This is a genomic window from Pseudomonas sp. AU12215 (assembly GCF_001675465.2).
Classification (GTDB): domain Bacteria; phylum Pseudomonadota; class Gammaproteobacteria; order Pseudomonadales; family Pseudomonadaceae; genus Pseudomonas; species Pseudomonas nitroreducens.
On the sequence record NZ_MACM02000009.1, the window covers coordinates 154,838 to 179,489 of the forward strand.

General features: G+C 65.7%; 25 protein-coding genes. 13 read left to right on the forward strand and 12 right to left on the reverse strand.

Annotated elements, in window-relative coordinates; all coding sequences use genetic code 11:
- Positions 1-504: 504 nt before the first annotated feature.
- Entirely contained in the window at positions 505-1,434 is a 930-nt protein-coding gene (locus A9513_RS04070) for a carbon-nitrogen hydrolase family protein (protein ID WP_065084053.1), read from the reverse strand.
- A gap of 29 nt (positions 1,435-1,463) precedes the next feature.
- A complete protein-coding gene (locus tag A9513_RS04075; protein WP_024765802.1) occupies positions 1,464-2,786 on the reverse strand; it encodes an MFS transporter in 1,323 nt (440 codons plus the stop codon).
- 80 nt (positions 2,787-2,866) lie between these two features.
- Here A9513_RS04075 and A9513_RS04080 point away from each other — a divergent pair, with 80 nt between their 5' ends.
- The gene (locus A9513_RS04080; protein WP_024765801.1) at positions 2,867-3,793 is read left to right on the forward strand and encodes a LysR family transcriptional regulator; all 927 of its coding nucleotides are present in this window, start codon (positions 2,867-2,869) and stop codon (positions 3,791-3,793) included.
- Positions 3,794-3,819: 26 nt separating this feature from the next.
- Here A9513_RS04080 and A9513_RS04085 read toward each other — a convergent pair whose 3' ends face one another.
- Positions 3,820-4,059, reverse strand: a complete 240-nt coding sequence (locus A9513_RS04085) for a cytoplasmic protein (RefSeq protein ID WP_065084054.1) — start codon at positions 4,057-4,059, stop codon at positions 3,820-3,822.
- Positions 4,060-4,202: 143 nt separating this feature from the next.
- On the opposite strand from A9513_RS04085, the gene A9513_RS04090 reads away from it, so the two are divergent.
- Positions 4,203-4,901, forward strand: coding sequence for an MOSC domain-containing protein (locus tag A9513_RS04090; protein WP_024765799.1), 699 nt, complete (start codon positions 4,203-4,205; stop codon positions 4,899-4,901).
- Between the two features lies 1 nt (position 4,902).
- On the opposite strand, the gene A9513_RS04095 is transcribed toward A9513_RS04090, so the two are convergent.
- Complete coding sequence (locus A9513_RS04095) at positions 4,903-5,853, reverse strand: DMT family transporter (RefSeq protein ID WP_024765798.1); 951 nt, start codon at positions 5,851-5,853, stop codon at positions 4,903-4,905.
- Between the two features lie 137 nt (positions 5,854-5,990).
- Between A9513_RS04095 and A9513_RS04100 the strand changes: the two genes are divergently transcribed.
- Positions 5,991-6,905, forward strand: a complete 915-nt coding sequence (locus A9513_RS04100) for a LysR substrate-binding domain-containing protein (protein ID WP_065084055.1) — start codon at positions 5,991-5,993, stop codon at positions 6,903-6,905.
- Here A9513_RS04100 and A9513_RS04105 read toward each other — a convergent pair.
- The 4 genes from A9513_RS04105 to A9513_RS04120 all read right to left on the reverse strand — a co-directional run bounded on the left by A9513_RS04105 (position 6,876) and on the right by A9513_RS04120 (position 9,056).
- On the reverse strand, positions 6,876-7,367 hold the full coding sequence (locus tag A9513_RS04105; RefSeq protein ID WP_065084056.1) for an HIT family protein: 492 nt from the start codon (positions 7,365-7,367) through the stop codon (positions 6,876-6,878). The genes A9513_RS04100 and A9513_RS04105 overlap by 30 nt on opposite strands.
- 59 nt (positions 7,368-7,426) lie before the next feature.
- Positions 7,427-8,098 (reverse strand): class I SAM-dependent methyltransferase, encoded by a 672-nt coding sequence (locus A9513_RS04110; protein WP_065084076.1) that lies wholly within the window; start codon positions 8,096-8,098, stop codon positions 7,427-7,429.
- Positions 8,099-8,133: 35 nt separating this feature from the next.
- Positions 8,134-8,520 carry a hypothetical protein gene (locus A9513_RS04115; RefSeq protein ID WP_024765795.1) on the reverse strand — a complete coding sequence of 129 codons (387 nt, stop codon included), beginning with the start codon at positions 8,518-8,520 and terminating at the stop codon, positions 8,134-8,136.
- A gap of 104 nt (positions 8,521-8,624) precedes the next feature.
- Entirely contained in the window at positions 8,625-9,056 is a 432-nt protein-coding gene (locus A9513_RS04120; protein ID WP_065084057.1) for an Rrf2 family transcriptional regulator, read from the reverse strand.
- 144 nt (positions 9,057-9,200) lie between these two features.
- On the opposite strand from A9513_RS04120, the gene A9513_RS04125 reads away from it, so the two are divergent.
- From A9513_RS04125 to A9513_RS04135, 3 genes are all read left to right on the forward strand, one after another.
- Complete coding sequence (locus tag A9513_RS04125) at positions 9,201-9,704, forward strand: GNAT family N-acetyltransferase (RefSeq protein ID WP_054909242.1); 504 nt, start codon at positions 9,201-9,203, stop codon at positions 9,702-9,704.
- A gap of 108 nt (positions 9,705-9,812) precedes the next feature.
- Positions 9,813-10,256: a nuclear transport factor 2 family protein gene (locus tag A9513_RS04130; RefSeq protein WP_024765792.1), complete on the forward strand. Its 444-nt coding sequence runs from the start codon at positions 9,813-9,815 to the stop codon at positions 10,254-10,256.
- A gap of 67 nt (positions 10,257-10,323) precedes the next feature.
- Entirely contained in the window at positions 10,324-10,836 is a 513-nt protein-coding gene (locus A9513_RS04135) for a thioredoxin family protein (RefSeq protein WP_065084058.1), read from the forward strand.
- A gap of 263 nt (positions 10,837-11,099) precedes the next feature.
- On the opposite strand, the gene A9513_RS04140 is transcribed toward A9513_RS04135, so the two are convergent.
- Both A9513_RS04140 and A9513_RS04145 read right to left on the reverse strand, forming a co-directional pair.
- The gene (locus A9513_RS04140; RefSeq protein ID WP_065084059.1) at positions 11,100-13,505 is read right to left on the reverse strand and encodes a TonB-dependent siderophore receptor; all 2,406 of its coding nucleotides are present in this window, start codon (positions 13,503-13,505) and stop codon (positions 11,100-11,102) included.
- 192 nt (positions 13,506-13,697) lie between these two features.
- On the reverse strand, positions 13,698-14,609 hold the full coding sequence (locus A9513_RS04145) for a LysR family transcriptional regulator (RefSeq protein ID WP_065084060.1): 912 nt from the start codon (positions 14,607-14,609) through the stop codon (positions 13,698-13,700).
- Between the two features lie 131 nt (positions 14,610-14,740).
- Here A9513_RS04145 and A9513_RS04150 point away from each other — a divergent pair, with 131 nt between their 5' ends.
- The 5 genes from A9513_RS04150 to A9513_RS04170 all read left to right on the forward strand — a co-directional run bounded on the left by A9513_RS04150 (position 14,741) and on the right by A9513_RS04170 (position 17,951).
- Positions 14,741-15,475, forward strand: coding sequence for an SDR family NAD(P)-dependent oxidoreductase (locus tag A9513_RS04150; RefSeq protein WP_065084061.1), 735 nt, complete (start codon positions 14,741-14,743; stop codon positions 15,473-15,475).
- Between the two features lie 34 nt (positions 15,476-15,509).
- Positions 15,510-15,722 carry a 4-oxalocrotonate tautomerase family protein gene (locus A9513_RS04155; protein WP_024765787.1) on the forward strand — a complete coding sequence of 71 codons (213 nt, stop codon included), beginning with the start codon at positions 15,510-15,512 and terminating at the stop codon, positions 15,720-15,722.
- Between the two features lie 110 nt (positions 15,723-15,832).
- The gene (locus tag A9513_RS04160) at positions 15,833-17,029 is read left to right on the forward strand and encodes an MFS transporter (protein ID WP_024765786.1); all 1,197 of its coding nucleotides are present in this window, start codon (positions 15,833-15,835) and stop codon (positions 17,027-17,029) included.
- A 58-nt stretch (positions 17,030-17,087) separates the two neighbouring features.
- Positions 17,088-17,591, forward strand: a complete 504-nt coding sequence (locus tag A9513_RS04165; protein ID WP_065084077.1) for a DUF2938 domain-containing protein — start codon at positions 17,088-17,090, stop codon at positions 17,589-17,591.
- 153 nt (positions 17,592-17,744) lie between these two features.
- Positions 17,745-17,951, forward strand: a complete 207-nt coding sequence (locus A9513_RS04170) for a hypothetical protein (RefSeq protein ID WP_065084062.1) — start codon at positions 17,745-17,747, stop codon at positions 17,949-17,951.
- Between the two features lie 120 nt (positions 17,952-18,071).
- On the opposite strand, the gene A9513_RS04175 is transcribed toward A9513_RS04170, so the two are convergent.
- Together A9513_RS04175 and A9513_RS04180 are read right to left on the reverse strand one after the other, a co-directional pair.
- The gene (locus A9513_RS04175) at positions 18,072-19,517 is read right to left on the reverse strand and encodes a SulP family inorganic anion transporter (protein ID WP_065084063.1); all 1,446 of its coding nucleotides are present in this window, start codon (positions 19,515-19,517) and stop codon (positions 18,072-18,074) included.
- A 103-nt stretch (positions 19,518-19,620) separates the two neighbouring features.
- On the reverse strand, positions 19,621-20,178 hold the full coding sequence (locus tag A9513_RS04180) for a TetR/AcrR family transcriptional regulator (protein ID WP_024765782.1): 558 nt from the start codon (positions 20,176-20,178) through the stop codon (positions 19,621-19,623).
- A 169-nt stretch (positions 20,179-20,347) separates the two neighbouring features.
- Here A9513_RS04180 and A9513_RS04185 point away from each other — a divergent pair, with 169 nt between their 5' ends.
- Positions 20,348-21,499 (forward strand): MexC family multidrug efflux RND transporter periplasmic adaptor subunit, encoded by a 1,152-nt coding sequence (locus A9513_RS04185; protein WP_065084064.1) that lies wholly within the window; start codon positions 20,348-20,350, stop codon positions 21,497-21,499.
- Between the two features lie 21 nt (positions 21,500-21,520).
- Positions 21,521-24,652, forward strand: a complete 3,132-nt coding sequence (locus tag A9513_RS04190; RefSeq protein WP_065084065.1) for an efflux RND transporter permease subunit — start codon at positions 21,521-21,523, stop codon at positions 24,650-24,652.

A 24,652-nucleotide genomic window follows, 5' to 3' on the forward strand; every position in this document is an offset into this window, starting at 1 on the left:
CGCCGGAATAGGAAGCCAGGTGAGTGATGGATCAGCTCCTCGCGGGCCAGGCCATTGTCCAGCGCCTTGGCCAGGTGGAAATGCAGTAGGTTGACGCGCGCCATAGATTAAGGGGGGAAACGCGTTTGGAATCATGAAGGACTCTCATGAATGGCCTGGCGTGCCGCCGTCCAATCATGTTGAAAGTCCTTGAGTAAAGCCCATTCCAGACGTTTCGCAGGGCAATTCTGTCCTTCCTGCTCGTGATGCGCGCGTAGATCGCCATCGCCTGGCCGTTCGCGCGGCATCTCTGGATCGTGCCGGTTCCCGGCACCACCAAGGCATCGCCTGGAGGAAAACCTCGGCGCGGCAACGCTGGAACTGGACTCCACCGACCTGGCTGCCATCGAAGCCGCGCTGCGGCAGATCGAGAGCGTCGGCGAGCACCATCCGGCACATCTGCAGCAACGGGTGGGTCGCTGAGGCAGGGAAAGCCCGGTGCCGGATGGCACCGGGCATTGGCGATCAACCCTCGAAAGTGACCGGGCGCAAGGGCGCGGTATTCACCTTCAGCTCGAACACGTCCGGCCGCGCGTAGTGGCCGCACACGTCGAAATCGAGGTTGCCCTGGTTGAGCTGGCCCATGTCGAGGTCGGCATAGAGCTCCGTCTCGCAGTCGAACACCGGCCCGGCCAGCACCTCGCCCAGCGGGCTGACGATCATGCTGCCGCCACGCATCACGTAATCGTCTTCCTTGAAGTCCAGGCCGAACGCCTCGCGGTGCTGCTGCGGATACTCGCCCAGGCGGATGGCCTGGCACGCGGAGAGCACGAACACCCGCCCCTCAAGGGCAATGTGCTGCATGGAACTGGCCCAGGACGGCCGATCATCGGCGGTCGGCGCGCAATACAGCTCAACGCCCTGGGCGAACATGGCCTGGCGCAGCGCCGGCATGTAGTTCTCCCAGCAGATGACGCTGCCCAGCACGCCGATCTCGCTGTTCACCGGTTCGATCGTCGAACCGTCGCCGAAGCCCCACACCAGCCGCTCCTGGCCCGTCGGCATGAGCTTGCGGTGGTAGCTGGCGATCCCACGCCCCGGCACCAAAGTAACGGCGGTGCAATACAGGGTGCGGCCGAAGCGCTCGATGATGCCGACCACGGTGATCACGCCGGTCTGTTCGACGAACTCGGCCAGCGCGGCCAGCTCGGGGCCGTCCAGCGCCACGGCGCCTTCGACGTAGCGCTGGTACAACTCGCGCCCGGCGCCGCTGCGGTTGCCGATCACGCTGCCGAAGCTGGCGCCCTTGGGATAGCCGCCGATGTATGCCTCGGGAAAGACCGCCAGCCTGGCGCCCTGCTCCGCCACGCGGCGCAGGATGCCGCCGGCCTTCTCGACGCTGGCCATCGGCTCGTAGGGAACGGCGGCGGCCTGGATGATTGCTACACGGGTCATGGGGACTCCTGACTGCGGGTGATAAGGAACTAGAAGCGGTTGATGTCGTTGTCGCGGGTTTCCGGCAGGGTCTTCCACAGCACCAGCAGGCACACCAGGGACACCACGGCGAGATAAGCCGCAGGCAGATTCGCGTCGCCGGTCTGGCGGATCAGCGCCGCGGCGATGAAGGGACCGGGGCCGGCGAGAATCGCCAGTGCCAGGTTGTGGCCCAGCGCAGCCCCGGTGGAGCGGATCGAGGCCGGGAAGACTTCCACCAGCAACACCACGTCCATCACCGCGGTGATCGCCACCAGTACGCCCATCACCGTCAGGCCGACGAGGATCGCCAGCGGGTTGCCGGTGTTGAGCAGCAGGAAGATCGGATAGGCGAGCACCGTCAGCGCGGCAGCCGCGCCGAGCAGCAGCTTGCGCCGGCCGATGCTGTCGCTGAGGCGGCCGATCAGCGGGTTGACGATGACGTAGACCACCAGCGCGATGCTGCACAGCCACAGCGCGCTGCTGCGCGGCAGGCCGACGGTACTGACCAAATGGTTGTTGGCGTAGGTGATGAAGTAGTACAGCGAGACGCCGAACAGCGCGGAGAAGGCGAAGGTGGTGATGAAGGCGCGGCGGCGCACGGCCTTGCTCGGCGCGTGGACCTGGTGCGAATCACGCTGGCGCACCATTTCCTCGTAGACCGGCGTATCGCCCAGCTTGCGGCGGATGAACACGGCGATACCGGTCATCACGATGGACGCCACGAACGGCAGGCGCCAACCCCAGGCCGCCAGTTGCGCATCGTCCAGCGCCGAGGAAATGCTCGCCGCGGTGAAGGTGCCGAACAGGAAGGCCAGCCCCGCCGTGCCGGTGATCACGCTGGCGGCAGTGGCGCGGCGGTTCGACGGTGCGCTCTCGACGATATAGATGCCGGCGCTGGACCACTCGCCGCCGACCATCATGCCCTGGATGAAGCGCATGACGATCAGCAGGATCGGCGCGGCGATGCCGATTGCCTCATAGGAGGGCAACAGGCCGATGATGGTGGTGCACACGCCCATGCCGAAGACGGTGATGATCAGCACCGCGCGGCGGCCGAAGCGGTCGCCGACAGGGCCGAGGATCAGCGCGCCGAAGGGCCGTGAAAGAAAGCCGACGGCGAACACTGCCAGCGATGACAGCAGCGACACGCCCGGCGCGCTGGAGGGGAAGAACAGCATACCGATCACGGCGGCGAAGTAGCCGTAGATGGCGAAGTCGAACCACTCCATGAAGTTGCCGATGCCGACCGCCATGGCCCGCTTGCGGATATCCGACTGCCCTTTGCTGGTATGGATACTGCTAGCACCCACGCTTTGCGAAATCGCGTCCACAGGACTCTCCATCCCTTGTTATGTTTGTGTGGACGCCAGACTAGGAAGCCCCACGACCGCAGGGCAAACGATTAGGAAATATGAGCCGGATTAACGTACGTAATATCGCGCGGATCGACCTGAACCTGCTGCTCACCTTCCACTGCCTGATGACCGAGCGCAGCGCCACCCGCGCCTCGGCCATGCTGCACGTAACCCAGGGCGCGGTGAGCTCGGCCTTGCGCCGGCTGCGCGAGCATTTCGGCGATGAGCTGTTCATCCGCACGGCTTCCGGCATGCAGCCCACGCGCAAGGCGATGGAGCTGGCACCGAAGATCGCCGAGGCGTTGACGTCTATTTCCGGGGTGCTGGGCGCCGAGCCGGATTTCTCGCCGCGCGATTCCAGCTACGTGTTCAATATCGGCCTGTCCGACGACATCGAGGCCTACCTCGCCCCGCGCATCGTCAATGCCGCAGCCGCGGAAGGCCTGGGTGTGAGCTTCGCCTTCCACCAAAGCAACAGCTCGCTGTGGAAGCAGTCCCTGCAGGACCCGGACATGGACCTGGTGATCTGCAGCGAGCCCAAGGACTTCAACACCAGTTACTCGTCGCAGGTGTTGTTTTCGTCGTCCTACTCGTGCCTGTTCCGCTCCCGTGACCGTGCGGCGGTCGAGCCGATTGCCCTGGAGGAATACTTCGCCGCGAATCACGTGCGGGTCTCCTACGACGGCCGGCGCGGCTTCATCGACGACATGTTCGAAGCGGCAGGCTACGCACGGCGCGTCACCGCCTCCTTCACGCACTTCAGTGGCGCGCTGACGACGCTGATGAGCAGCGACGTGATCGCCACCATCCCCAGCTTCGCTGCCGAAAGCTACGCGGCGATGGCCGACCTGAGTGTGAGCCCGGTGCCCTTCCCGGTGCCGTCCTTCCGCTGCTTCATGGTCTGGGACATTGCCCGGCACAACAAGCCGCACCACCAGTGGCTGCGGCAGTTCATCGGCGAACTGGCGCAGAAGCTGGGCTGACGGGCCAGCTCTGCCGGGCTCTTGGCCTACAGCTTGTCCAACGCCAGGGGTCGATACAGCGGCTCGCTGCTCAGCACCTTGATGCCCTCTGGAGAACTCTCCAACAGGCGACGCTCGCTGTCGGCCACCAGCAGTTCCAGGCCATAACCCAGCTCGCCCAGACAACAGGCAATGCTGCTCACGGCCTCCTTCGCCCACGGCAGGTCGGAATCGAAATGGCCGAGCAACCGGCCATGGCGCTCAATGATCAGACGGTACTTCTGCATGGAAATCTCTCGACGAAGAATCGGACTGGAATGAATCTTGGTATCGAATCAAAACCTTGACAGAGCCTACCGATCTGGCAGATTTTGTCCATGTAGTTTTTGATCGACACCATATTTACCCGCTTCACCAGGAGTGTTCCGCGATGAACCTGCCCTCCATTCGCCTCGATGCCCTGCTCACTGGCCGCGCCGTGCCTTTCACCCGGCCAGGCTCGCGCAGCGCCATTGCCAAGCTGCCGCGCCAGGCGGCACTGAGGGTGACCAGGCTGGGCCTGGAAAGCGACGAGCAAGGTGATCTGCGCGTGCACGGCGGGGTGGAAAAGGCCATTCACCACTACCCCCGCGAGCACTACGCCGACTGGTCCGCCGAACTGGGCGAACACCCGCTGCTGAGCCAGCCCGGCGCATTCGGCGAGAACTTCAGCAGCACCGGCTGGACCGAACGCGATCTCTGCCTGGGCGACCGCATACGCGCCGGCACGGCGTTACTGGAGGTGTCGCAGGGGCGCATGCCCTGCTGGAAGCTCAACGACCGCTTCGACGTGATGCAAATGGCCCTGCGGGTGCAGGAGTCGGGACGTACCGGCTGGTACTACCGGGTGCTGGAGGAAGGCACCGTGGCCGCCGGTGCGACGCTGGAAGTGGTCGAGCGTCCGTATCCCGACTGGTCGCTGCAACGGCTCTCCGCCGTGCTGTTCGACAAGCGCGTGGATGCCGATATCCTGCGCGAATGCCTGGAACTGCCGCTGCCGCCGAACTGGCGCCGAACCTTGTCACGGCGCCTGGAGAACGGCGCGGTGGAAGACTGGAGCCCGCGCCTGGAAGGCGCGCCGAGAGCCTGACTCAGGACTCCACGGCGCGAGCCGGAACCTGCGCCGGCGCGCGGTGCAGGCCGATGGCCCAGAGCACGCCAACGGTGAGCAGAACAATTGCCAGCGCTTCCACCGGACCGGGCAAGCGCTGCTCGTTAATGTAAGCATAGGCGCAGGCGAACAACGTCTCGAAGACGATCAACTGCCCGCCCAGGCTCATCGGCAAGCGGCGCGTCGCCGCGTTCCACAGGCCATTGGCGACCCAGGAACCAAACACGGCGAGGAACAGCGACACCCAGAGGAACGCCATCCAGCGCTCCGTGGAAATGCCACTGGGCACTGCCTGCGGCGCAATCAGCACGCCAACGCCCGCCAGTATCACGGCCATCACGCCCGTCACCACGCCGATCAGCGTCGACCATTCATGACTGTTGAAATGGCTGGCCTTCAGGTAACGCGCGTTGGCGCTGGCATACCAGGACCAGCAGGCTACGCCGCAGAAGCCGCAGACAATGCCGAGAATGCGCTCGCCCGAGGTACTGCCGGACGCCATCAGGGCCGAGGGGTCGAGGTTGATGCAGAGGATGCCCAGCGCCACCAGCGCCAGCGGCAGCTTCATCCGCGACAGCGGCAGCGAATCATGTTCCGAACGGCTCTGGTAGGCGATCGCCAGCGGCATGATGCCGTTGATCAGCGAGGCCGCCGCCACTCCGGCGAACTGCACCGCCGCCGAGAGCAGCGCGAAGTACAGCAGGTTGCCGGCCAGGGACAGGCGCACCAGCATCGAAAGGTCTTCGCGGCTGACCCGGCGCAACAGGCCGAGGGCCACCGGCAAGGCGATCAGCAACGAGATGGCGCCATACAGCGCGAAACGCACGGAGCTGATCAGCAGCGGGTTGAATTCCGGCACCAGCGACGGCGCCAGGATCACGCCGCCCCAGATTGCGCCTGCCATGCCTGCGTAGACCACCCCGCGTTTCATCTCCAACGACCTCGATACTGCAATGAATGCCTAGAAAGTGCCGCCACGGTAGCGGCTGTGCTAGCTTCTGACCAAGGATAAATCCGCACCGAGGCATTCCCCGGAGGAATGCCAGACGCTTTCACTGGAGCCCCGTCATCAGCCGATATCTGCGCACCCTGCCGCCGCTGGAAACCCTCATCACCTTCGAGGCCGTTGGCCGCTGCGGCAGCTTCACCCAGGCCGCCACCGAGCTGTTCCTCACGCAGAGCGCAGTGAGCAAGCAGATGCGGGCGCTGGAAAGCAGCCTCAAGGTGCCGCTGTTCGAGCGCAAACCGCGTGGCGTCACCCTCACCGCTGCCGGCGCGGAGCTGCTGAGCACCGTGGACATGCTGCTGGAGCGCCTGCAGCACAGCGTGCGACGCATCCGCAACGTGCATCAGAGCAACGCCGTGTCGGTGCTGGCGACCCACGCGATGGCGCAGTTCTGGCTGTTCCCCAGGCTGATCGAGTTCAACAAGGCGCATCCCGGCATTGCCGTGCATGTGCACGCGATCAACGAGATGGACGAAGCCAGCCTGGTGGATTTCGACCTGGGCATCCTCTACGGCGCAGGCGACTGGACCACGCTGGACAGCCGCTTCGTGCTGCCGGAAGTGGTATACCCCGTCGCCCGCCCGGACTTCGACGCTTCGCGCATCACCAGCCTCGACCAGCTCGCCGCCGCGCCGCTGGTGCAACTGGATACCTCGGCCTGGAGCTGCCTGGACTGGCACGACTGGTTCGGCCACTTCGGCAAGGATTACCAGCCGGCGGAAAGCGACCCGGTGTTCAACCAGCTCACCCTCGCCTACCGCGCCGTGCAGCAGGGCATGGGCATCGGCCTGGCCTGGGGCTTCATGGCCGACGAAGCGGTGGCCAGCGGCGAGATGCAACGGGTGACCGACCTGGCCATGGTCACCGAGCGCGGCGAATACCTGGTGTCGCTACGCCATCGAGAACTGTCGCCGGCCGCGCAGCTGTTCCATGACTGGTTGCTCGCATCACTGGGCCTGGGTGAAGCGACCGCGTAGCAACTCGATCACCTGCCCGATCGACGGCCCCTGCAGCGCTGGGGGTACGGGCGCCTCGCCGAACTCGCGCCAGACGAACAGGGTCAGCTCGGCGCCGTCGGTCTGGGTGGCGGCATCCTCGATATGGGCGAACCGGCTCAGCGTGCGATAGCGCTCATCGGCCCAGAACAGTTCCTCCACCCAGGCGTACACCGGGATGAAATGGAAGTGGATCGGGAAGCCTGGCGAGTGACCGAAGCGGCCGATGTACAGCCATTTGGGTTGCAGCGTCTGTTCGAGGATGCGCTGGACCTTCGCCATCAGCCCGCCCATTTCAGCCAGCGCGGCTTCCGGCAGGTCGGCCAGGGAGCCCACCGGCTGCTTCGAACCGAGCATCAGGTAACCCGGCAGGGCGGACGCCAGATGGTGGTTGAGCAGCCAGTGCCCGGTCTGGTGGATGACGTGGGAGGAAGGAATCTGCATCGACTGGCGTCCGGCGAAACGGGACGCCAATCTAGCAGACACAGCTCTTGCAAGGGCGCTCAGACGAGCGCGACCCAGCCGCGGAAGGCGAAACCGACGTAGAAGGCCTCGATGCGGCTGAAGCCGGCTTCCCAGAGCAGCGCTTCGTCCTGCTCGGGAGTGAGGATGTTCAGGTGCGCATCCACGGCGCTGCGAGCCTGCTGGGCGTTGGCCGGTTCCATCCCCGAGCTGACGGCGAAATCGGCATAGCGCGATAGCCAGCGCGCCCGTTCGCCAGTGCCTTGCGGTACGCACAGGTGCGCCATGACGAAGGCAGAGCCGGGCTTGAGCCGGGAGTGGATCTCGCGCAGCGTGCGCAGGCGCTCCGCCTCGGGCAGAAAGTGCAGCGTCAGCAGGCAGGCGCCACCGTCGAACGGGCCTGGCGGTGCGTCATCGATATAGCCCTGCAGCAGGTCGGCCCGACGAGCGTGCGGCCCCAGCATCTGTGCGGCCACCGCGAGCATCTCGGCAGAAGGGTCGACGCCCGTGAAGCGCCAGGACGGCTGGGCCTCGGCGAAGGCCCGCAGCTCCATGCCGCCGCCCGCGCCGAGCACCAGCAGGTGGCCGTCGGGCGGCGCATGCTCGGCCAGCAGGATGGCGGCCATGCGGTGCAGGTCGAACAGGCCGGGGACGAAACGCGGCGGATTTTCCGCATAGCGCGCGGCGGCATCAGGATCGTGGAACGGGGCCATCAGTTCGGAGTGGTTCACGGCGAGTCCTTTCGACGTCATTCGGAGGCGAACAGCTTTTTCAGTTCCCGCTCGCGGACGGCCTTGGCCATGGCGGTGAGGAACACCTTGAACAGCAGGCCGCAGAACAGAGCGGTCAAGGCGACGGTGAAGAAGGTCGCCACCAGCCAGTCGACCGCCGCCCAGCCGCTGGCGATCACTACCGGACGGTAGACCAGGGTGCCGGCGATCACCACCCAATGGCTGAAGCAGTAGAAGCACTGGAACAGGTGGCCGACCTGCGGGTGAATCTTCCAGGCCAGCGCGCGCAGGGGTGCGAAGAGTTCGGTCTGGGTGACGGTCATGGACAGGGCGGATGCGGCGATGGCCAGCGCCAGGCAGGTCCACAGCGCACCGGCCAGCGGCGAGTTCAGGAGGTCGATCATGAAGGGATTCCTGGTGGGTTCGGATTCTTTCGTTACTTTTAAAGTATCGTGATTGAACACACAGGGTCAACGCTCGGTATCGAGCGATGTTCATCGAGGGAGGGTCAGCGGTCCTGCGGGTAAAGCGTGCTGAAACGCTCGGCGAGATCGGCCAGCGACACGGCGCCCAGGCGTTCCAGGAGGATCGCCGTGGCCTGCTCCATGGCGTCCTGCAGCGCAGCGTTGACCACCTTTTCCACCAGGCAGTCCGGGTGGACGTTGTCGAAGCCCATGGCGAACAGGCGCTCGCTGCCCACCGCGCGGTAGACGTCCAGCAGCGTGACCCGGGCCAGGTCGCAGTCCAGCGTCCAGCCGCCGCCGTGGCCCTTCTCCGAGCGCACGTAGCCGGCCTCGCGCAGGCCGCCCATGGTCCGCCGCACCACGGCCGGGTTGGTGCCGAGCATCCGGGCGATGTGCTCGGAGGTCACGGGCTGGTCGTCACGGGCCATGTGCAGCAGCACGTGGAGCATGCGCGAGAGGCGGCTGTCGGTTCTCACTGCGGAATCTCGAAGGGAAATGCGACAGCATCATCGCATCGCGCCACTGCAAGCTTCAAACCCCTCGGCCACTGGCATTGCGATGGGAATGGGCGACAATGGCGGCCACGCGCCCTCCTCCGACTCGCCGCGAGCCTCCCGACTATGAACGATCTTTCCATCCAGCTGGTGCAGGCCGGCCCCGAGCACCAGGACCTGATCCGCAATCTCTACCAGTACTACGCCTACGAGTCATCGGACTGGGAAGACGAGGACGTCGAGGTCGACGGCCGCTTCTACATCCACGAAGAGCACCTGGCGCGCTACTGGAGCGAGCCGGAGTGGAGCGCCAACCTGATCCTCGCCGACGGCTTCATCGCCGGCTTCCTGCTGGTGGAAGGCAGCGAGCTGCCGGGCATCGATGCGCTGGAGCTATCGGACCTGTTCGTCCTGAAGAAGTACCGCCGCCTCGGTATCGGCCGCGCGCTGGCCAACCAGGTTCTGCTGGGCAATCCGGGGCCCTGGCTGGTGCGTTTCTACGCACAGGACGAGGTCGCGGCAGCTTTCTGGAAGGCCGTATTCGCCGACCTGCCGCGCCCGGTGCAGAACGTCGAGCCAGGAGACGATCCGCAGTTGATGAGCTACCTGATCAACCCGGCCACGCACTGATGGGCTGTACGCCAGGATCAGTCTTCTGTCATTTCCGATCATTGAGCGACTCGCCAACCCGGCCGTATCGTCCTGAGTGAACAACAAGAACCCTCAGGAGGTATTCCCGTGACCGCACTGAACCTGCATCCCCAGGCCGCCGCTTCCCTGGCCAGCTGGCACCAGATGGTGGCTGCCAAGAACCTGTCCAACCTGCCGCAACTGCTGGCGCCCAACGCGGTGTTCCGCTCGCCCATGGCGCACACGCCCTACCCCGGCGCCCCGGTGGTCTCGACCATCCTCAACACCGTGCTGCAGGTGTTCGAGGACTTCACCTACCACCGCGAACTCGCCACCGGCGACGGCCTGAACGTCGTGCTGGAGTTCAGCGCTACCGTCAGCGGCAAGGAGCTCAAGGGCATCGACATGATCCGCTTCGACGAAGCCGGCAAGATCGTCGAGTTCGAGGTAATGGTCCGCCCGCTCAGCGGCCTGCAGGCCCTGGGCGAGGAAATGGGCCGGCGCCTGGCGCCCTACCTGGCGGCAGCCAAGGCGCAGGCCGCGAAAGCCTGACGGCCGGATTGCCGGCCACGGGGATTTCTGCTGGGATGAGCCCATCACCCGTTTCAAGGAAATCCCCATGGCCTCCTATGAGGAACTGTTCGCCATCGGCGAAGGCTTCGACGCCTTCGTCGCCCACGGCCTGCCCGACGAGATCGCTGGCGTCCGCAAGGTCCAGCAGCAACTGGCCGAGCCCGGTTCGATCAGCGCCGAAACCCTGCGCCGCATCCAGGCCATAGAGGGCCGCTATCGCCTGCTGATCGCCGGCGAGATGTGGTGCCCGGACTGCCAGATCAACGTCACCGTGATGGACCATCTGCAGCGCCTGCAACCCCGTGTGGAGCTGGCCGTGATCACCAAGGGCCGCGCCGAGGACGATCTGCGCGAGCGCATGGCGCTGGACCGTATCCTGATTCCTGTGGTGCTGGTGCTCGATGGCGATTTCCAGCCGGTGGGCTGCTTCATCGAACGGCCGCAGGAAGTGGTGGCCGGTGGCGATGCGCTCAAGCCGGCTTACCGCGCGGGCGAGTATCTGGAGAGCACGCTGCGCGACCTGCTGGAGCTGTTCGAAAAAGCCGAAGGCCGCGCCTGAGCGAGCCTTGCGCATACATAGGGCGCATAACCTGGGACAGGTTATCCGCCGGCACTTCGCGGCGGACAACGCTGCGCGCGATGCGCCCTAAGGGCTGCAATGTTCTGATTAGCGTAGGATCGGACTCCGTCCGCGATGACCTCGCCCTGCTCCCTGGTCGGTCGGAGTGGCGATAAGTCGATCGCGGACAGAGTCCGCTCCTACAAACAGCAAAAAGCCCCGCGCTGCGGGGCTTTTTCGTGTCGCTCATCCGGCCAGGCGGATCACATCGAGTACTTCACCGTGAACATCAGGTTGCGCGGCTCGCCGTAGTTCAGGTTGCCGAAGCTGATCCCGCTGTAATAGTACTTGTCGAAGATGTTGTTGAAGTTGACCCGGGTGTCGATGTTCTCGTTGACCTTGTAGCCAAGCATGGCGTTGGTCACCGTGTAGCCGCCCTGCTGGAAGCCGGTGGTGGTGTCCTCGGTCTGGCTCTGGGTCACCAGGTTGCCGCCGACGCGCCATTGGTGCAGCTCACCCGGCAGGGTGTAGCTGGTGGCGAGCTTGAACAGGTGGCGCGGCTTGCTCGGGTCGAACTGTTTACCGACGTTGTCCTCGTTGCTGTCGTGCTTGTACTTGGCGTCGACGTAGGTGTAGCCGGCCATGGCCTGCCAGTTCTCGGTGATGGCACCGCTGACTTCCATGTCCACGCCCTGGCTGCGCACCTTGCCCGAGGCGCGCGAGCAGTAGATCGAGGTTGGCGAACTGGGGCACGGCGAGGGGCCGCTGGTGTCGTCGGTGGCGCGGTTTTCCTGGTCGATCTGGAAGATCGCGAGCTGGGTATTCAGCGCACCGCCGAAGTGCTCGCCCTTCAGGCCGATCTCGTAGTTCTTGCCGGTGATCGGGTCGAGCAGGCTGCCGCTGGCGTCGAAGTTGCTCTGCGGCTTGAAGATGTCGGTGTAGCTGGCATAGACCGAGTACACGTCGTTCAGGTCGTAGACCACGCCGGCGTAGCGGGTGACGTTGCGGGTGACCTTCTGGGTGCCTGTGTCGTTGTGCGGGTCCGCCTCGTACCAGTCCAGGCGCCCGCCGAGGATGATCTTCAGCGGGTCGGCGACGTTCAGGCGGGTGGTGACATAGGCACCCTTCTGCTCCTGGTCGAGCTTCATGTTCCAGAGGCTCATGTCGATGTTCGGCTTCTGCACCGAGCCCGGGTCCCACTTCGTCGGGTCGAACGGGGTCACTGGCGAGCCATCGTTGTAGGTCAGGTCACCCCAGCCGCCGTGGCCGTCGAAGCGTTCTTCGCGGTAGCTGCCGCCGAACACCAGTTCGTGCTCGCGGCCAAAGGCCTGGAACGGGCCGTTGGCGAAGGCGTCGTAGCTCTGGTGGTCGTCGGTGTAGGCGTATTTTCCCGGCCCCATGGTCATGGTCGGGCAGCCTTCGGTGTAGTAGCAGCTGTTGTACAGGCCGAGCATGTCGATGCGCGCCCACAACTTGTCGGCGGCGACCTTCATCTGCCAGCCGTTGTCGAAGCGGTGCACCACGTCGCCGAACAGGTGGGTCGTAGTGGTATCCCAGTAGGACCAGTCGGCGCCGTAGTAATCGGAGCGTTTGAGATCCAGGTGGCGGCCGCCGAGCGGCGCCGGCAGGCCCACCCAGTTGTCGTTCTTGTTGTCGTTCTGGTAGGAAGCGCCCAGGGTGAGGGTGGTGTCCGGGTTCAGGTCGGCTTCGGTGATGCCGTAGAGCACGCCGCGCTCACCGCTGACCACGTCCTGGAAGCTGTCGCGGGTCTCGTAGGCGGCCACCGCGCGGCCGCGCAGGGTGCCTTCGCTGTTCAGCGGGCCGGAGACGTCGACCTGGCTGCGGTAGCGGTCCCAGGTTCCGGCGCTGCCTTCCAGGCTCATGTGGAAGTCCCGGGTCGGGCGCTTGCGCACCATGTTGACGGCAGCGGCCGGGTTGCCGGCGCCCTGCATCAGGCCGGTGGCGCCGCGCACCACTTCGACACGGTCGAACATCGCAAGGTCCGCCGCGGAAATCACGTCCTGTGTGTAGGTGGAAATGCTGGTGGCCAGGCCGTCGTACATGATGTTGTCGACGTCGAAACCGCGTGCGGCGTAGCTCACCCGCGCCGGGCCGTACTGCTGCACGGTCATCCCGGTGACGCCGCGGATCGCGTCGTCGAGGTCCTGCATGTTCTGGTCTTCCATCTGCTGGCGGGTGACCACGCTGACCGACTGCGGCGTCTCGCGGACGGTCATGTTCAGCTTGGTGGAAGTCTGCATCACACCGGTGGTGTAGGAGCCGGTACCTTCGGTGGTGCCGGGCGCCACACTGGCGGCGCCGACGATTTCGGTCGCGCCCAGGTCAACGCTGTCGTTGCCCGCTGCCTTGCTGCGCACGGTGCCGCTGACCTGGGCGCTGTTGCCGTCGACCGTGCCTTGCAGGCCGCTGTCCGCGAGCAGACGGTCGAGCGCCTCGCCCGCCTCCATGTTGCCCTTGAGTGCCGGCGCGCCAACCTTGGCGACCTGGGCACGATCATAGGAAATCCGCATTCCGCTTGCGGACTGCAGTTGCTCCAGGGCAGCGGCCAGGGGCTGCTTGGGCAGGTCGATGACCACGGGGGCGGCGACCGCGGAGAGAGCAAAGGTGGAGAGACCGAGCAGGAGCGCTCCCGACGCTACGTCTTTCATCTGCTAAAGGATCCTTCGGTGCGAGGTTTGCGCTCTGAAGGCGCAATGACTCGGGTTGGCAAATGCCAGCGTGGTGGAGCGCCAGCGGGGAGCCAAAGTGTATGCAGATGTAAATTACTTGTAAATGCGAATGCGTCGCACAAACGACTATTACAACCGCTGGCGCGGCCACATCGTCCGTTTCTCCAGCGCTCACCGGCGGCGCGTTTCCAGCATGAACTCGATGAATGCACGCACCCGCGACGGGACATGGCGCGCGTGGGGGTAGATCAGCAGGAATGGCCGTGTGGTCCGGCCGTAGTCCTTCAGCACTTCCACCAGCTCGCCCCGCTTCAACTCCTCCTCCACGGTGAAGCGGTAGGCCTGCATCAGCCCTCCCCCGCACTTGGCCAGGCTGGCGGTAGCCAGGTAATCCTCCAGCACCGTGAGACTGCCGGACGTCTCGATCTCGACCGGCTTGCCGTCGACCCGGAACGACCAGGGCACGCGCCGCCCGGTACTGGGCAACTCGAACTGGATGCACTCGTGATGAACCAGTTCCTCCGGTGTCTGCGGCGTACCGGCGTGCGCCAGGTACTCGGGCGTGGCGACAATCACGTTCTCCGCGTCCTCCAGGCGCCGCGCCACCAGGGTGGAATCCGCCGGGTCGCGACCACGGATGGCCAGGTCATAGCCCTCGTTGGCGAAGTCGATGTTGCGGTTGCTGACATGCACATCCACCTGCACCTGTGGGAAGCGTCGGCGGAACTCGGGCAGCAACGGAAACAGCCGGTAGTGCGCATAGGGCGTGGGCACGCTGATGCGCAGACGCCCGGACACGACGCTCTGGCCACCGCTGACAGCGCGCTCGGCGTCCACCAGTTGGGTCAGCGCCTGGCGGCATTGCTCGAAGTAGTTGCGGCCGTCATCGGTCAGGCGCATCTGCCGCGTGGTACGCACGAACAGCCGCGCGCCCAGGCGTTCCTCCAGTCGCGCCACCGAGCGGCTGACCGCCGCCGGGGTGATTCCCGCCGCGTTGGCGGCGGCAGTGAAGCTGCCGCTTTCCGCGGCAAGGCAGAACAGCTCGATGCTGCCCAGTTGCAGATCGTCGAAGTGGCGAGTCATGGCCTGCCCAATTGATTACATGAAGTATCAATTCAAATGCCATGGGCCTCATTTTTCAAGCAGCGAATGCCGCCTAGATTGGCCTCCAAGACGCGGGCACTCCGCCCCGCCCCATTCTCGGAGATTCCCCCATGAGCAAGACCGTCATCGTCACCGGCGCCTCCAGCGGCCTCGGCTTCGCTATCGCCCGCGCCTACCTGGCACGCGGCTACAACGTGGTCGGCAACGCCCGCACCCAGGCGCGCCTGGAGGAAGCCGCGGCGAAGCTGGGCAACCCGCACAACTTCCTCGCTGTGGCCGGCGACATCGCCCGGCCGGAAACCGCCAGCCGCCTGTTCGCCCAGGCTATCGAAGCCTTCGGCCGAGTGGACATCCTGATCAACAACGCCGGCATCTTCATCCCCAAACCCGTCATTGATTACACTGAGGAAGAGGTCAACGCCATCGTCGGCACCAACCTGATGGGCTTCTTCTACCCTTCCCAGGCGGCCGCCCGGCATATGTCGGCCAATGGTTCCGGGCACATCGTCACCATCACCGCGTCCATCGCCATGCAGCCCAACGTGAAGGTCCCGGCCTTGCTGCCGGTATTGATCAAGGGTGGCCTGAACAGCGCGGTGCGCGGCCTGGCTCTTGAGCTGGCGGCGTCCCGGGTGCAGGTCAACGCCGTGGCGCCGGGGATCATCGAGACGCCGCTGCACGCCAGCGATGAAGGCACCCACGCCTTCCTGCGCAGCCTGTCGCCCAGTGGCCAGATCGGCAATCCGCAGGATATCGTCGAAGCGGTGCTCTACCTCACCGACTCGACCTTCGTCAGCGGCGCCGTGCTCAACGTCGATGGCGGCTCCACCACTGGGGTCTGGTAAGCAGCCCCGTCGCGAACAACAACGGAGAACCAACATGCCCTATGTGAATATCCAGGTAACCGACGAAGGCGTGACCGCCGATGAACGTCGCCAACTCATCGAAGGCGTCACCGAACTGCTGGAACGCGTGCTGCGCAAGCCGGCCGCGAGCACCTTCGTGGTGATCCAGGAAATCCCCACCGACAGCTGGGGCGTGGGTGGCGAGACAGTCAAGGCACTGCGCGCCAGGCAGAAGGGCAGCAGCTGACCCAGCGGGCACGCCGGGGGCTCGCCAGAGCCGCCGGCGCTTGCCATGCACCAAGCTGGTGCTGATAGGATCGGGAGCCCACCCGCCCCTATCGACAGCCGAGGCATGGAATGCTCGTCGCCCTCAAGCGTTACCCGCTACAGATCAACCTGCTGCTCGGCGGCACCTTCCTGCTGACCATGGGCCGGGCCATCACCCTGCCCTACCTGGTCATCTATCTCTCCACCCAGTTCGGCCTGCCGGTCAACCGCATCGGCCTGATCATGGGTGGCGCATTATTCGGCGGCTCGCTGCTCAGCCTCTATGGCGGCTTCCTGATCGACCGGATGCCCGGCTTTCGCCTGATCCTCGGCTTCGGCAGCTGTTTCGTCGCCGCCTTCGCCGGCATGCTGCTGACCAGCCAGCTGTGGCTGTTCTTCCTGTTCCTGCTGGGCTTCAACTTCGCCTACTCGGTCACCGACGTGGTGGTGAAGACCCTCTTCGGCCGCCTGCTGCCAGCCGGAGAACAAGGCCGCGCCTTCTCCGTCCGCTACACGCTGATCAACCTCGCCTATGCCATAGGCCCCTTCATCGGCGCGGCACTGGCGCAGTGGCACACGCATGTTCCCTTCGTCGTCTCCGCAGCCCTGGGCGGCCTTTTCCTGCTGGCCTTCCTGCGCTACGGCGACCGCAGCATGCGCCCGGCGCAAGGGACGGCGCCGCCGTCCTTCATTGCCGTGATGGGGGTGCTGGCGAAGGACCAGCGGCTGATGTCGTTCACCATCGGCGGCGTGCTCACCGCCGTGGTGTTCGGCCAGTTCTCCGCCTACCTGTCCCAGTACCTGGTGGCCACCGGAACGGCGGAATACGCCTACCAGGTGATCCAGACCCTGCTCGGGGTGAACGCGGTGACGGTGATCGCCCTGCAGTACCTGCTGGGCAAGCGCATCGGCAACGAGCACCTGCAGCGCTGGCTGATCGTCGGCCTGGGATTGTTCGTGCTCGGCATCATCGGCTTTGGTCTTTCCCACAGCCTCTGGCACTGGGGGCTGGCGATGGTGGTGTTCACCCTGGGCGAAATCATCGTGATCCCCGCCGAGTACATGTTCATCGACCGCATCGCCCCGCCGCACCTGCGCGGCATCTACTACGGTACGCAGAACCTGGCCAACCTCGGCGGCGCCTTCGGGCCGATCCTGGTGGGCTGGTTCCTGGCACTGTTCGCCCCGCACTGGGTGTTCGTCATGCTCGGCGCCTTCATCATTGGCGGCGGGGTGTTCTACGTGATCGGATCTTCGCTGGGCAATCGCCCCACCGCCGGCCCTTGACCTCAAGTCCACTTGAACCGGGATGCTGGGCTCCATCGACTCGCTCAAGGAGCCCCGCATGCCTTACTCCCTCTTTACCCTGCTGCACATCGCCGCCATCGGCATCGGCGCCACCCTGCTGATGGACGGCTGGAGCATCCTGCGCAAGCGCCTGCTGGGCATACCGTCGCTGGACTATGCGCTGGTCGGCCGCTGGGTCGGCCACATGCCGCGCGGGCAGTTCCGCCACGCCGCCATCGGCAGGGCGGCCCCCGTGCGCGGTGAGCGGGCGCTGGGATGGATCACCCACTACCTGACCGGCATCCTTTTCGCACTGGCCCTCGTCATCCTCGACACCCCCTGGATTTGTGAACCTGTGTTGATGCCCGCCCTGCTGTTCGGTCTGGTGACGGTGCTCATGCCACTCCTGCTGATGCAGCCGGCACTCGGCCTGGGTATCGCCGCGGCTAACAGTTCCAATCCTGCCAAAGCCCGCCTGCACAGTTTGCTGACTCACCTGATCTTCGGGCTCGGCCTGTACCTGGCGGCTCGCCTGCTTGCCACATTCATGTGCAGCAGCTGATCAGCCCCCCAAGCAGTCGCCACAGGTCCGAAATCCTTCGATGGCGAAGTCCGCAGCTCCGAAGGCATCCTCGTCATCGAGGTGAAACGCTGAACCGAGCCCCCTGCGGGTGAAGCGCTCCCCGACGCTGACCCACCACCTATCGGAGCCCCCATGCGAAACCTGAACTGCGACGTGCTGCGCGCCGTACGCACCACCGCCTTCAACAATGAAGTCGCCGCCGAGTTGCTCTGCGAATTGAGCAGCTGCAGCGTCAGCGCCGAGCAGGCAAGACGCATCCGGTGCGCCGCCCGCCAGCTCATGCTGGATGCCGACACGCTCGAATACGTCTGGGAAAAGCTCAGCGGCGGATCCGCCTGACGCTCCTTGCAGCAGCGAGCGCGGTCCTACACCTCCTGGATCACCGATTCAGCGCGAAGCTGCCTTCCACGGCAATCCCCCCACAGCACATGCACAGCGAAGGGCCTGTTCCCCTTGCACTCAGGCGGCCTGCAGACCCGCCCGCTTGAGCAGTTGCTTGCAGCGCTCGGACAGGTGCACCACGCGCAATTGCTTGCCGGCTTTGGCGTAGCGCTCGCGCAGGGTCATCAGCGCCGCGATGGCCGAGTAGTCGACGAAGCTCAGGTGCGCGCAGTCCAGGGTGACCTGCTGCGGGTCGCCCGCCGGGTCGAACTGGTTGAGGAAGGGCGTGGTGGAGGCAAAGAACAGCGTGCCGTGGACGCGGTACAGCTTGCTGCCATCCGATTCGTCATGGATATCCGCGTACAGCTCGCGGGCATGCTTCCAGGCGAAGTCCAGCGCCGCCAGGATGATGCCGCAGAACACCGCCATGGCGAGGTCCGTTGCCACGGTGATCGCGGTCACCGCGATGATCACCAGCACATCGCTCAGCGGCACCTTGTTCAGTACCCGCAGCGAGGCCCAGGCGAAGGTCTGCTGGGACACCACGAACATCACGCCCACCAGCGCCGCCAGCGGAATCCGCTCGATCAGCGGCGAGAGGAACAGCACGAAGAGCAGGATCATCCCCCCGGCAACCACGCCGGAGAGCCGGCCACGGCCACCGGAGCTGAGGTTGATCACCGTCTGGCCGATCATGGCGCAGCCGCCCATGCCGCCGAACAGCCCGGAAACGATGTTGGCGCCGCCGAGCGCCACACACTCGCGGTCCGGGAAGCCGCGGCTCTCGGTGATCTCGTCGGTGAGGTTGAGGGTCAGCAGCGTTTCCAGGATGCCGACCATGGCCATCAGGAAGGCATAGGGCGCGATGATCCGGAGGGTTTCCAGGTTCCAGGGGATGTCCGGCAGCGCGAACGTCGGCAGGCCGCCGGCGATGTGCGCCATGTCGCCCAGGGTGCGCGTCGGCAGGCCAAGCAGGTAGACCAGCAGGCCCACGCCGAGGATCGCCACCAGCGCCGGCGGCACCGCGCGGGTCAGCTTCGGCAGCAGATAGACCACCGCCATGGTCAGCGCCACCAGGCCCAGCATCACGTAGAGCGGATTACCGCTCAGCCAATGCTCGCCATCCTTGAAATGCTCCAGTTGCGCCAGGGCGATGACGATGGCCAGGCCGTTGACGAAGCCGAGCATGACCGGGTGCGGCACCATGCGCACCAGCTTGCCCAGGCGCAGCGCTCCGAACAGGATCATGATCACCCCGCCCAGCAGCACCGTGGCCAGCAGGTACTGCACGCCGTGCTGCACCACCAGCGCAACGATTACCACCGCCATCGAGCCCGCAGCGCCGGAGACCATGCCGGGACGGCCGCCGAACAGCGCGGTCAGGGTGCAGAGGATGAAGGCGCCGTACAGCCCCATCAGCGGGTTGAGGTGGGCGACCAGGGCAAAGGCGATGCACTCGGGCACCAGCGCGAAGGACGTGGTGAGTCCGGCCAGGACATCGGCACGCAGGCGGGCGGGTTTCATTTATCTACTCGGAACGGGGACTTCGAAGGGCCGGCAATGGTACGGAAAACCGCCCTGCCCGGCCACCGCTCCAGCGCTCTTCCGGCCGCGGTGCGGCCTCAGTTCATGGCTTCACCAAGGCGCCATTGAGGAACAGTTGCTCCAGTACCTGGGCGGAACTCGAGCTGGCCGCGCGGCCGTAGCGCTCGGCGTCGACCATGCCGTAGAGCATGGAGAGGAAGAGTTCGGTGAACACCGCCGCAGTGATGTCGATACGGAACCTGCCACTCTGCTGACCGCGTAGGAAGAAGGCGTCCACCGCCTCCGTGTAGTAGCTCCAGCGTTCGGTCGTCGCCTGCATGTCGAGGTTTTCCGCGCGGTACTGGAACAGCAGGAAGTTGAGCATATCGCGATGTTTGAGGTGCTCGGCGATCAACTGCCGCAGCGCCTCCAGGGGTTCGGCCTGCTGCAGCTGGGCAGCTTCGAGAATCTGCCGGATCACCACGTGCCCATAGTCCTCGAGCATTTCCATCAGCCCGTCGCGGGTGCCGCAGAAGCGATGCAGCGTGGCCTTGCTCACCCCCGCCGACTCCGCCAGCTCCTTCAGCGTCGCCCTGGGGCGGTCGACGATGGCAACAGCCAGCGCCTTGAGCAGACGTTCATCGTGGGCGGAGAGAGTCATTCGGGGCCTCTTGTCAGGTGGCGGATCGTCTCATTGTGCAGAAAAAGGCCTCTCTTTTGAAAGGTCATGACACATTTTATACACCACAGAAGCAAATGAGACATTATTGACTCATTTTGAGTTTAAAAGGATCATACGCACCTTCCAGATAGACAGACCCGGGTGAATCATGGGCAGGTTGCGTGCAGTAGGGACAATCAGTGCGTTGGTGGCAGCGCTGGCGCTGGCGGGTTGCGGACAATCCGGCGAACCTCAGGCGGCCGCCGAGACGGCAAGGCCAGTGGATGTGGTAGCAGTCGCGCCCGAAGCCCTCACCCTGACGGCGGAATTGCCGGGGCGCATCGAGCCGATGCGCGTCGCCGAAGTGCGGGCGCGGGTGGCGGGCATCGTGGTGCAGAAGCGCTTCGAGGAAGGCGCCGACGTCAAGGCCGGTGACCTGCTGTTCCAGATCGACCCGGCGCCACTCAAGGCCGCAGTGTCCCGCGCCGAAGGCGAACTGGCGCGAGCCCAGGCCGCGCAGCAGGAAGCCCAGGCGCGGGTGAAGCGCTACGAGCCGTTGGTGAAGATCGAAGCGGTCAGCCGGCAGGACTTCGACACCGCCACCGCCGACCTGCGCAGTGCCCAGGCGTCCGTGCGCTCGGCCCAGGCCGACCTGGAAACCGCGCGTTTGAACCTGGGCTATGCCTCGGTCAAGGCGCCGATCTCCGGGCGTATCGGCCGCGCGCTGGTGACCGAAGGCGCGCTGGTCGGCCAGGGTGACGCCACCTTGATGGCGCGCATCCAGCAACTCGACCCGATCTATGCCGACTTCACCCAGCCGGTGGCCGATGCCCTGCGCCTGCGTGAAGCGCTGAAGAGCGGCAACCTCCCCGCCGGCCAGAGCCAGGCGCTGAGCCTGCGCGTGGAAGGCACCCCGTACGAGCGCCAGGGCGAGCTGCTGTTCACCGATATCTCGGTGGACCGCGGCACCGGCCAGGTTTCGCTGCGCGGCAAGTTCGACAACGCCGACGGCCTGCTGCTGCCCGGCATGTACGTGCGCGTCACTGCCCCCCAGGGTACCGACGCCAAGGCCATTCTCGTGCCGCAGCGCGCCGTGCAGCGCGCCACCGATGGTACCGCCCACGTGCTGGTGATCGGCGCCGAGAACCGTGTCGAGACGCGCCCGGTACAGACCGGCGCCATGCAGGGCGCGCGCTGGCAGATCAGCCAGGGCCTGGCCAGCGGCGACCAGGTGATAGTCGGCGGCCTGACCGGCCTGCAGCCCGGCGCCAAGGTCGAGGCCCGTCACGCCCCTGAGCAACAGCAGGCGTCGCGCCAGTAGGGCAGCGCCGAGGAATTCCCCATGTCACTGTTCTTCATCAAGCGCCCCAACTTCGCGTGGGTGGTGGCGCTGTTCATTTCCCTGGCCGGCCTGCTGGCGATTCCGCTACTGCCGGTAGCGCAATACCCCAGCGTGGCGCCGCCGCAGATCACCGTCACCGCCACCTACCCCGGCGCCTCGGCGCAGGTGCTGGTGGACTCGGTCACCAGCGTGATCGAGGAGGAGCTCAACGGCGCCAAGGGCCTGCTCTACTTCGAATCCACCAGCAACTCCAACGGCATGGCCGAAGTGGTGGTCACCTTCCAGCCCGGCACTAATCCCGAGCTGGCCCAGGTGGACGTGCAGAACCGCCTGAAGAAGGCCGAGGCACGCATGCCCCAGGCCGTGCTCACGCAGGGGCTGGAGGTCGAGCAGACCAGCGCCGGCTTCCTGCTGATCTACGCGCTGAATTACAAGGAAGGCTCGCAGCGCACCGATACCACCGCCCTGGGCGACTACGCCGCGCGCAACATCAACAACGAGCTGCGTCGCGTCCAGGGCGTCGGCAAGCTGCAGTTCTTCTCCTCCGAAGCCGCCATGCGCGTGTGGATCGACCCGCAGAAGCTGGTCGGCTACGGCCTGTCCATCGATGACGTGGGCAACGCCATTCGCGGGCAGAACGTGCAGGTACCGGCCGGCAGCTTCGGCGCCTCCCCCGGCAGCACCAAGCAGGAGCTGACCGCCACCCTCGCCGTGAAAGGCACCCTGGACGACCCGGCGGAGTTTGGCCGCATCGTCCTGCGCGCCAATCCGGACGGCTCCAGCGTGAAGCTGGCCGACGTGGCGCGCCTGGAAGTCGGCAGCGAAAGCTACAACTTCACCGCTCGCCTGGACGGCAAGCCCACCGTGGCCGGCGCGATCCAGCTCTCCCCCGGCGCCAACGCCCTGCAGACCGCTGCCCTGGTGAAGGAGCGCCTGACCGAGCTGTCGGCGAACTTCCCCGACGACGTCGAGTACTCGGTGCCCTACGACACCTCGCGCTTCGTCGACGTGGCCATCGAGAAGGTCATCCACACCCTGCTCGAAGCCATGGTGCTGGTGTTCCTGGTGATGTTCCTGTTCCTGCAGAACGTGCGCTATACGCTGATCCCGGCCATCGTCGTGCCGGTGTGCCTGCTGGGCACGCTGACGATGATGTACCTGCTGGGCTTCTCGGTGAACATGATGACCATGTTCGGCATGGTGCTGGCCATCGGCATCCTGGTGGACGACGCCATCGTCGTGGTGGAGAACGTCGAGCGGATCATGGCCGAGGAAGGCCTGTCCCCGGCGAAGGCCACGGTCAAGGCGATGAGCCAGGTCTCCGGTGCGATCATCGGCATCACCCTGGTGCTCTCGGCGGTGTTCCTGCCACTGGCCTTCATGGGCGGCTCGGTGGGCGTCATCTACCAGCAGTTCTCCCTGTCGCTGGCGGTGTCGATCCTGTTCTCCGGCTTCCTCGCCCTGACCTTCACCCCGGCGCTGTGCGCCACGCTGCTCAAGCCGATCCCGGCGGGCCATCATGAGAAGCGCGGCTTCTTCGGCGCCTTCAACCGTGGCTTCACGCGCCTGACCGAGCGCTACACGCGGCTCAACAGTGCGCTGGTGAAACGCGCCGGGCGCTACATGCTGATCTACGCCGGCATCCTCGCCCTGCTCGGCTACAGCTACCTGCGCCTGCCGGAATCCTTCGTGCCGGTGGAAGACCAGGGCTACATGATCGTCGACATCCAGCTGCCGCCGGGCGCCACCCGCGCGCGGGCCGACGTCACCGGCCAGGAGCTGGAGAAGTTCCTCGCTTCGCGTGAGGCCGTGGCCTCGTCCTTCCTGGTGATGGGCTTCAGCTTCTCCGGCATGGGCGAGAACGCCGCGCTGGCCTTCCCGACCCTGAAGGACTGGTCCGTGCGCGACAAGTCGCAGTCCGCCGAAGCGGAAACCGCCGCGGTGAACGAGCGCTTCGCCGGTATCAGCGACGGCGCGATCATGGCCGTGACGCCGCCGCCGATCGACGGCCTGGGCAACTCCGGTGGCTTCTCGCTGCGCCTGCAGGACCGCGCCGGCCTCGGCCGCGAGGCACTGCTGGCGGCCCGCGACCAGTTGCTCGGACAGGCCAACGGCAACCCGAAGATCCTCTACGCGATGATGGAAGGCCTCGCCGAGGCACCCCAGCTGCGCGTCGAAATCGACCGCGAGAAGGCACGCACCCTGGGCGTCAGCTTCGAGTCCATCAGCAGTGCGCTGTCCACCGCCTTCGGCTCCTCGGTGATCAACGACTTCGCCAACGCCGGCCGCCAGCAACGCGTGGTGGTGCAGGCCGAACAGGGTAACCGGATGACCCCGGAAGCCGTGCTCAAGCTCTATGTGCCCAATACCAGCGGCGAGCTGGTGCCGCTGTCCGCCTTCGTCAGCACCCGCTGGGAAGAAGGCCCGGTGCAGCTGGCGCGCTACAACGGTTACCCGTCGATCCGTATCGCCGGCGACGCCGCACCGGGGGTGAGTACCGGCGAAGCCATGGCCGAGATGCAACGCCTGGCCTCCGAGCTGCCGGCCGGCATCGGCTACGAGTGGACCGGCCTGTCCTATCAGGAGAAGGTCGCCAGCGGCCAGGCCAGCCAGCTGTTCGCCCTCGCCATCCTCGTCGTGTTCCTGCTGCTGGTGGCGCTCTACGAGAGCTGGGCGATCCCGCTGTCGGTGATGCTCATCGTGCCCATCGGCGCCCTCGGCGCGGTATTGGCGGTGACGGTCACCGGGTTGCCCAACGACGTGTACTTCAAGGTCGGCCTGATCACTGTTATCGGCCTCGCGGCGAAGAACGCGATCCTCATCGTCGAGTTCGCCAAGGAGCTCTGGGAACAGGGCCACAGCCTGCGCGACGCCGCCATCCAGGCCGCGCGCCTGCGCTTCCGCCCGATCATCATGACCTCCATGGCCTTCATCCTCGGCGTGGTGCCGCTGGTGCTCGCCAGCGGAGCCGGCGCCGCCAGCCAGCGCGCCATCGGCACCGGGGTGATCGGCGGAATGCTCAGCGCCACGCTGCTGGGGGTGATCTTCGTACCCATCTGCCTCGTCTGGCTGCTGTCGCTGCTGCGTCGCCAACCCAAACCTGCGCAACAACCGTCGGAGGTCGCGCAATGA

Coding starts and splice junctions, on each gene's coding strand:
- A9513_RS04105 (WP_065084056.1), bottom strand. CDS start 7,367: ATGCAGATTCCTTCCTCCCACGTCATCCACCAGACCGGGCACTGGCTG.
- A9513_RS04070 (WP_065084053.1), bottom strand. CDS start 1,434: ATGACCCGTGTAGCAATCATCCAGGCCGCCGCCGTTCCCTACGAGCCG.
- A9513_RS04135 (WP_065084058.1), top strand. CDS start 10,324: ATGGCCTCCTATGAGGAACTGTTCGCCATCGGCGAAGGCTTCGACGCC.
- A9513_RS04180 (WP_024765782.1), bottom strand. CDS start 20,178: ATGACTCTCTCCGCCCACGATGAACGTCTGCTCAAGGCGCTGGCTGTT.
- A9513_RS04175 (WP_065084063.1), bottom strand. CDS start 19,517: ATGAAACCCGCCCGCCTGCGTGCCGATGTCCTGGCCGGACTCACCACG.
- A9513_RS04110 (WP_065084076.1), bottom strand. CDS start 8,098: ATGGCCCCGTTCCACGATCCTGATGCCGCCGCGCGCTATGCGGAAAAT.
- A9513_RS04115 (WP_024765795.1), bottom strand. CDS start 8,520: ATGATCGACCTCCTGAACTCGCCGCTGGCCGGTGCGCTGTGGACCTGC.
- A9513_RS04165 (WP_065084077.1), top strand. CDS start 17,088: ATGCCTTACTCCCTCTTTACCCTGCTGCACATCGCCGCCATCGGCATC.
- A9513_RS04090 (WP_024765799.1), top strand. CDS start 4,203: ATGAACCTGCCCTCCATTCGCCTCGATGCCCTGCTCACTGGCCGCGCC.
- A9513_RS04170 (WP_065084062.1), top strand. CDS start 17,745: ATGCGAAACCTGAACTGCGACGTGCTGCGCGCCGTACGCACCACCGCC.
- A9513_RS04095 (WP_024765798.1), bottom strand. CDS start 5,853: ATGAAACGCGGGGTGGTCTACGCAGGCATGGCAGGCGCAATCTGGGGC.
- A9513_RS04080 (WP_024765801.1), top strand. CDS start 2,867: ATGAGCCGGATTAACGTACGTAATATCGCGCGGATCGACCTGAACCTG.
- A9513_RS04085 (WP_065084054.1), bottom strand. CDS start 4,059: ATGCAGAAGTACCGTCTGATCATTGAGCGCCATGGCCGGTTGCTCGGC.
- A9513_RS04185 (WP_065084064.1), top strand. CDS start 20,348: ATGGGCAGGTTGCGTGCAGTAGGGACAATCAGTGCGTTGGTGGCAGCG.
- A9513_RS04190 (WP_065084065.1), top strand. CDS start 21,521: ATGTCACTGTTCTTCATCAAGCGCCCCAACTTCGCGTGGGTGGTGGCG.
- A9513_RS04160 (WP_024765786.1), top strand. CDS start 15,833: ATGCTCGTCGCCCTCAAGCGTTACCCGCTACAGATCAACCTGCTGCTC.
- A9513_RS04150 (WP_065084061.1), top strand. CDS start 14,741: ATGAGCAAGACCGTCATCGTCACCGGCGCCTCCAGCGGCCTCGGCTTC.
- A9513_RS04155 (WP_024765787.1), top strand. CDS start 15,510: ATGCCCTATGTGAATATCCAGGTAACCGACGAAGGCGTGACCGCCGAT.
- A9513_RS04125 (WP_054909242.1), top strand. CDS start 9,201: ATGAACGATCTTTCCATCCAGCTGGTGCAGGCCGGCCCCGAGCACCAG.
- A9513_RS04145 (WP_065084060.1), bottom strand. CDS start 14,609: ATGACTCGCCACTTCGACGATCTGCAACTGGGCAGCATCGAGCTGTTC.
- A9513_RS04140 (WP_065084059.1), bottom strand. CDS start 13,505: ATGAAAGACGTAGCGTCGGGAGCGCTCCTGCTCGGTCTCTCCACCTTT.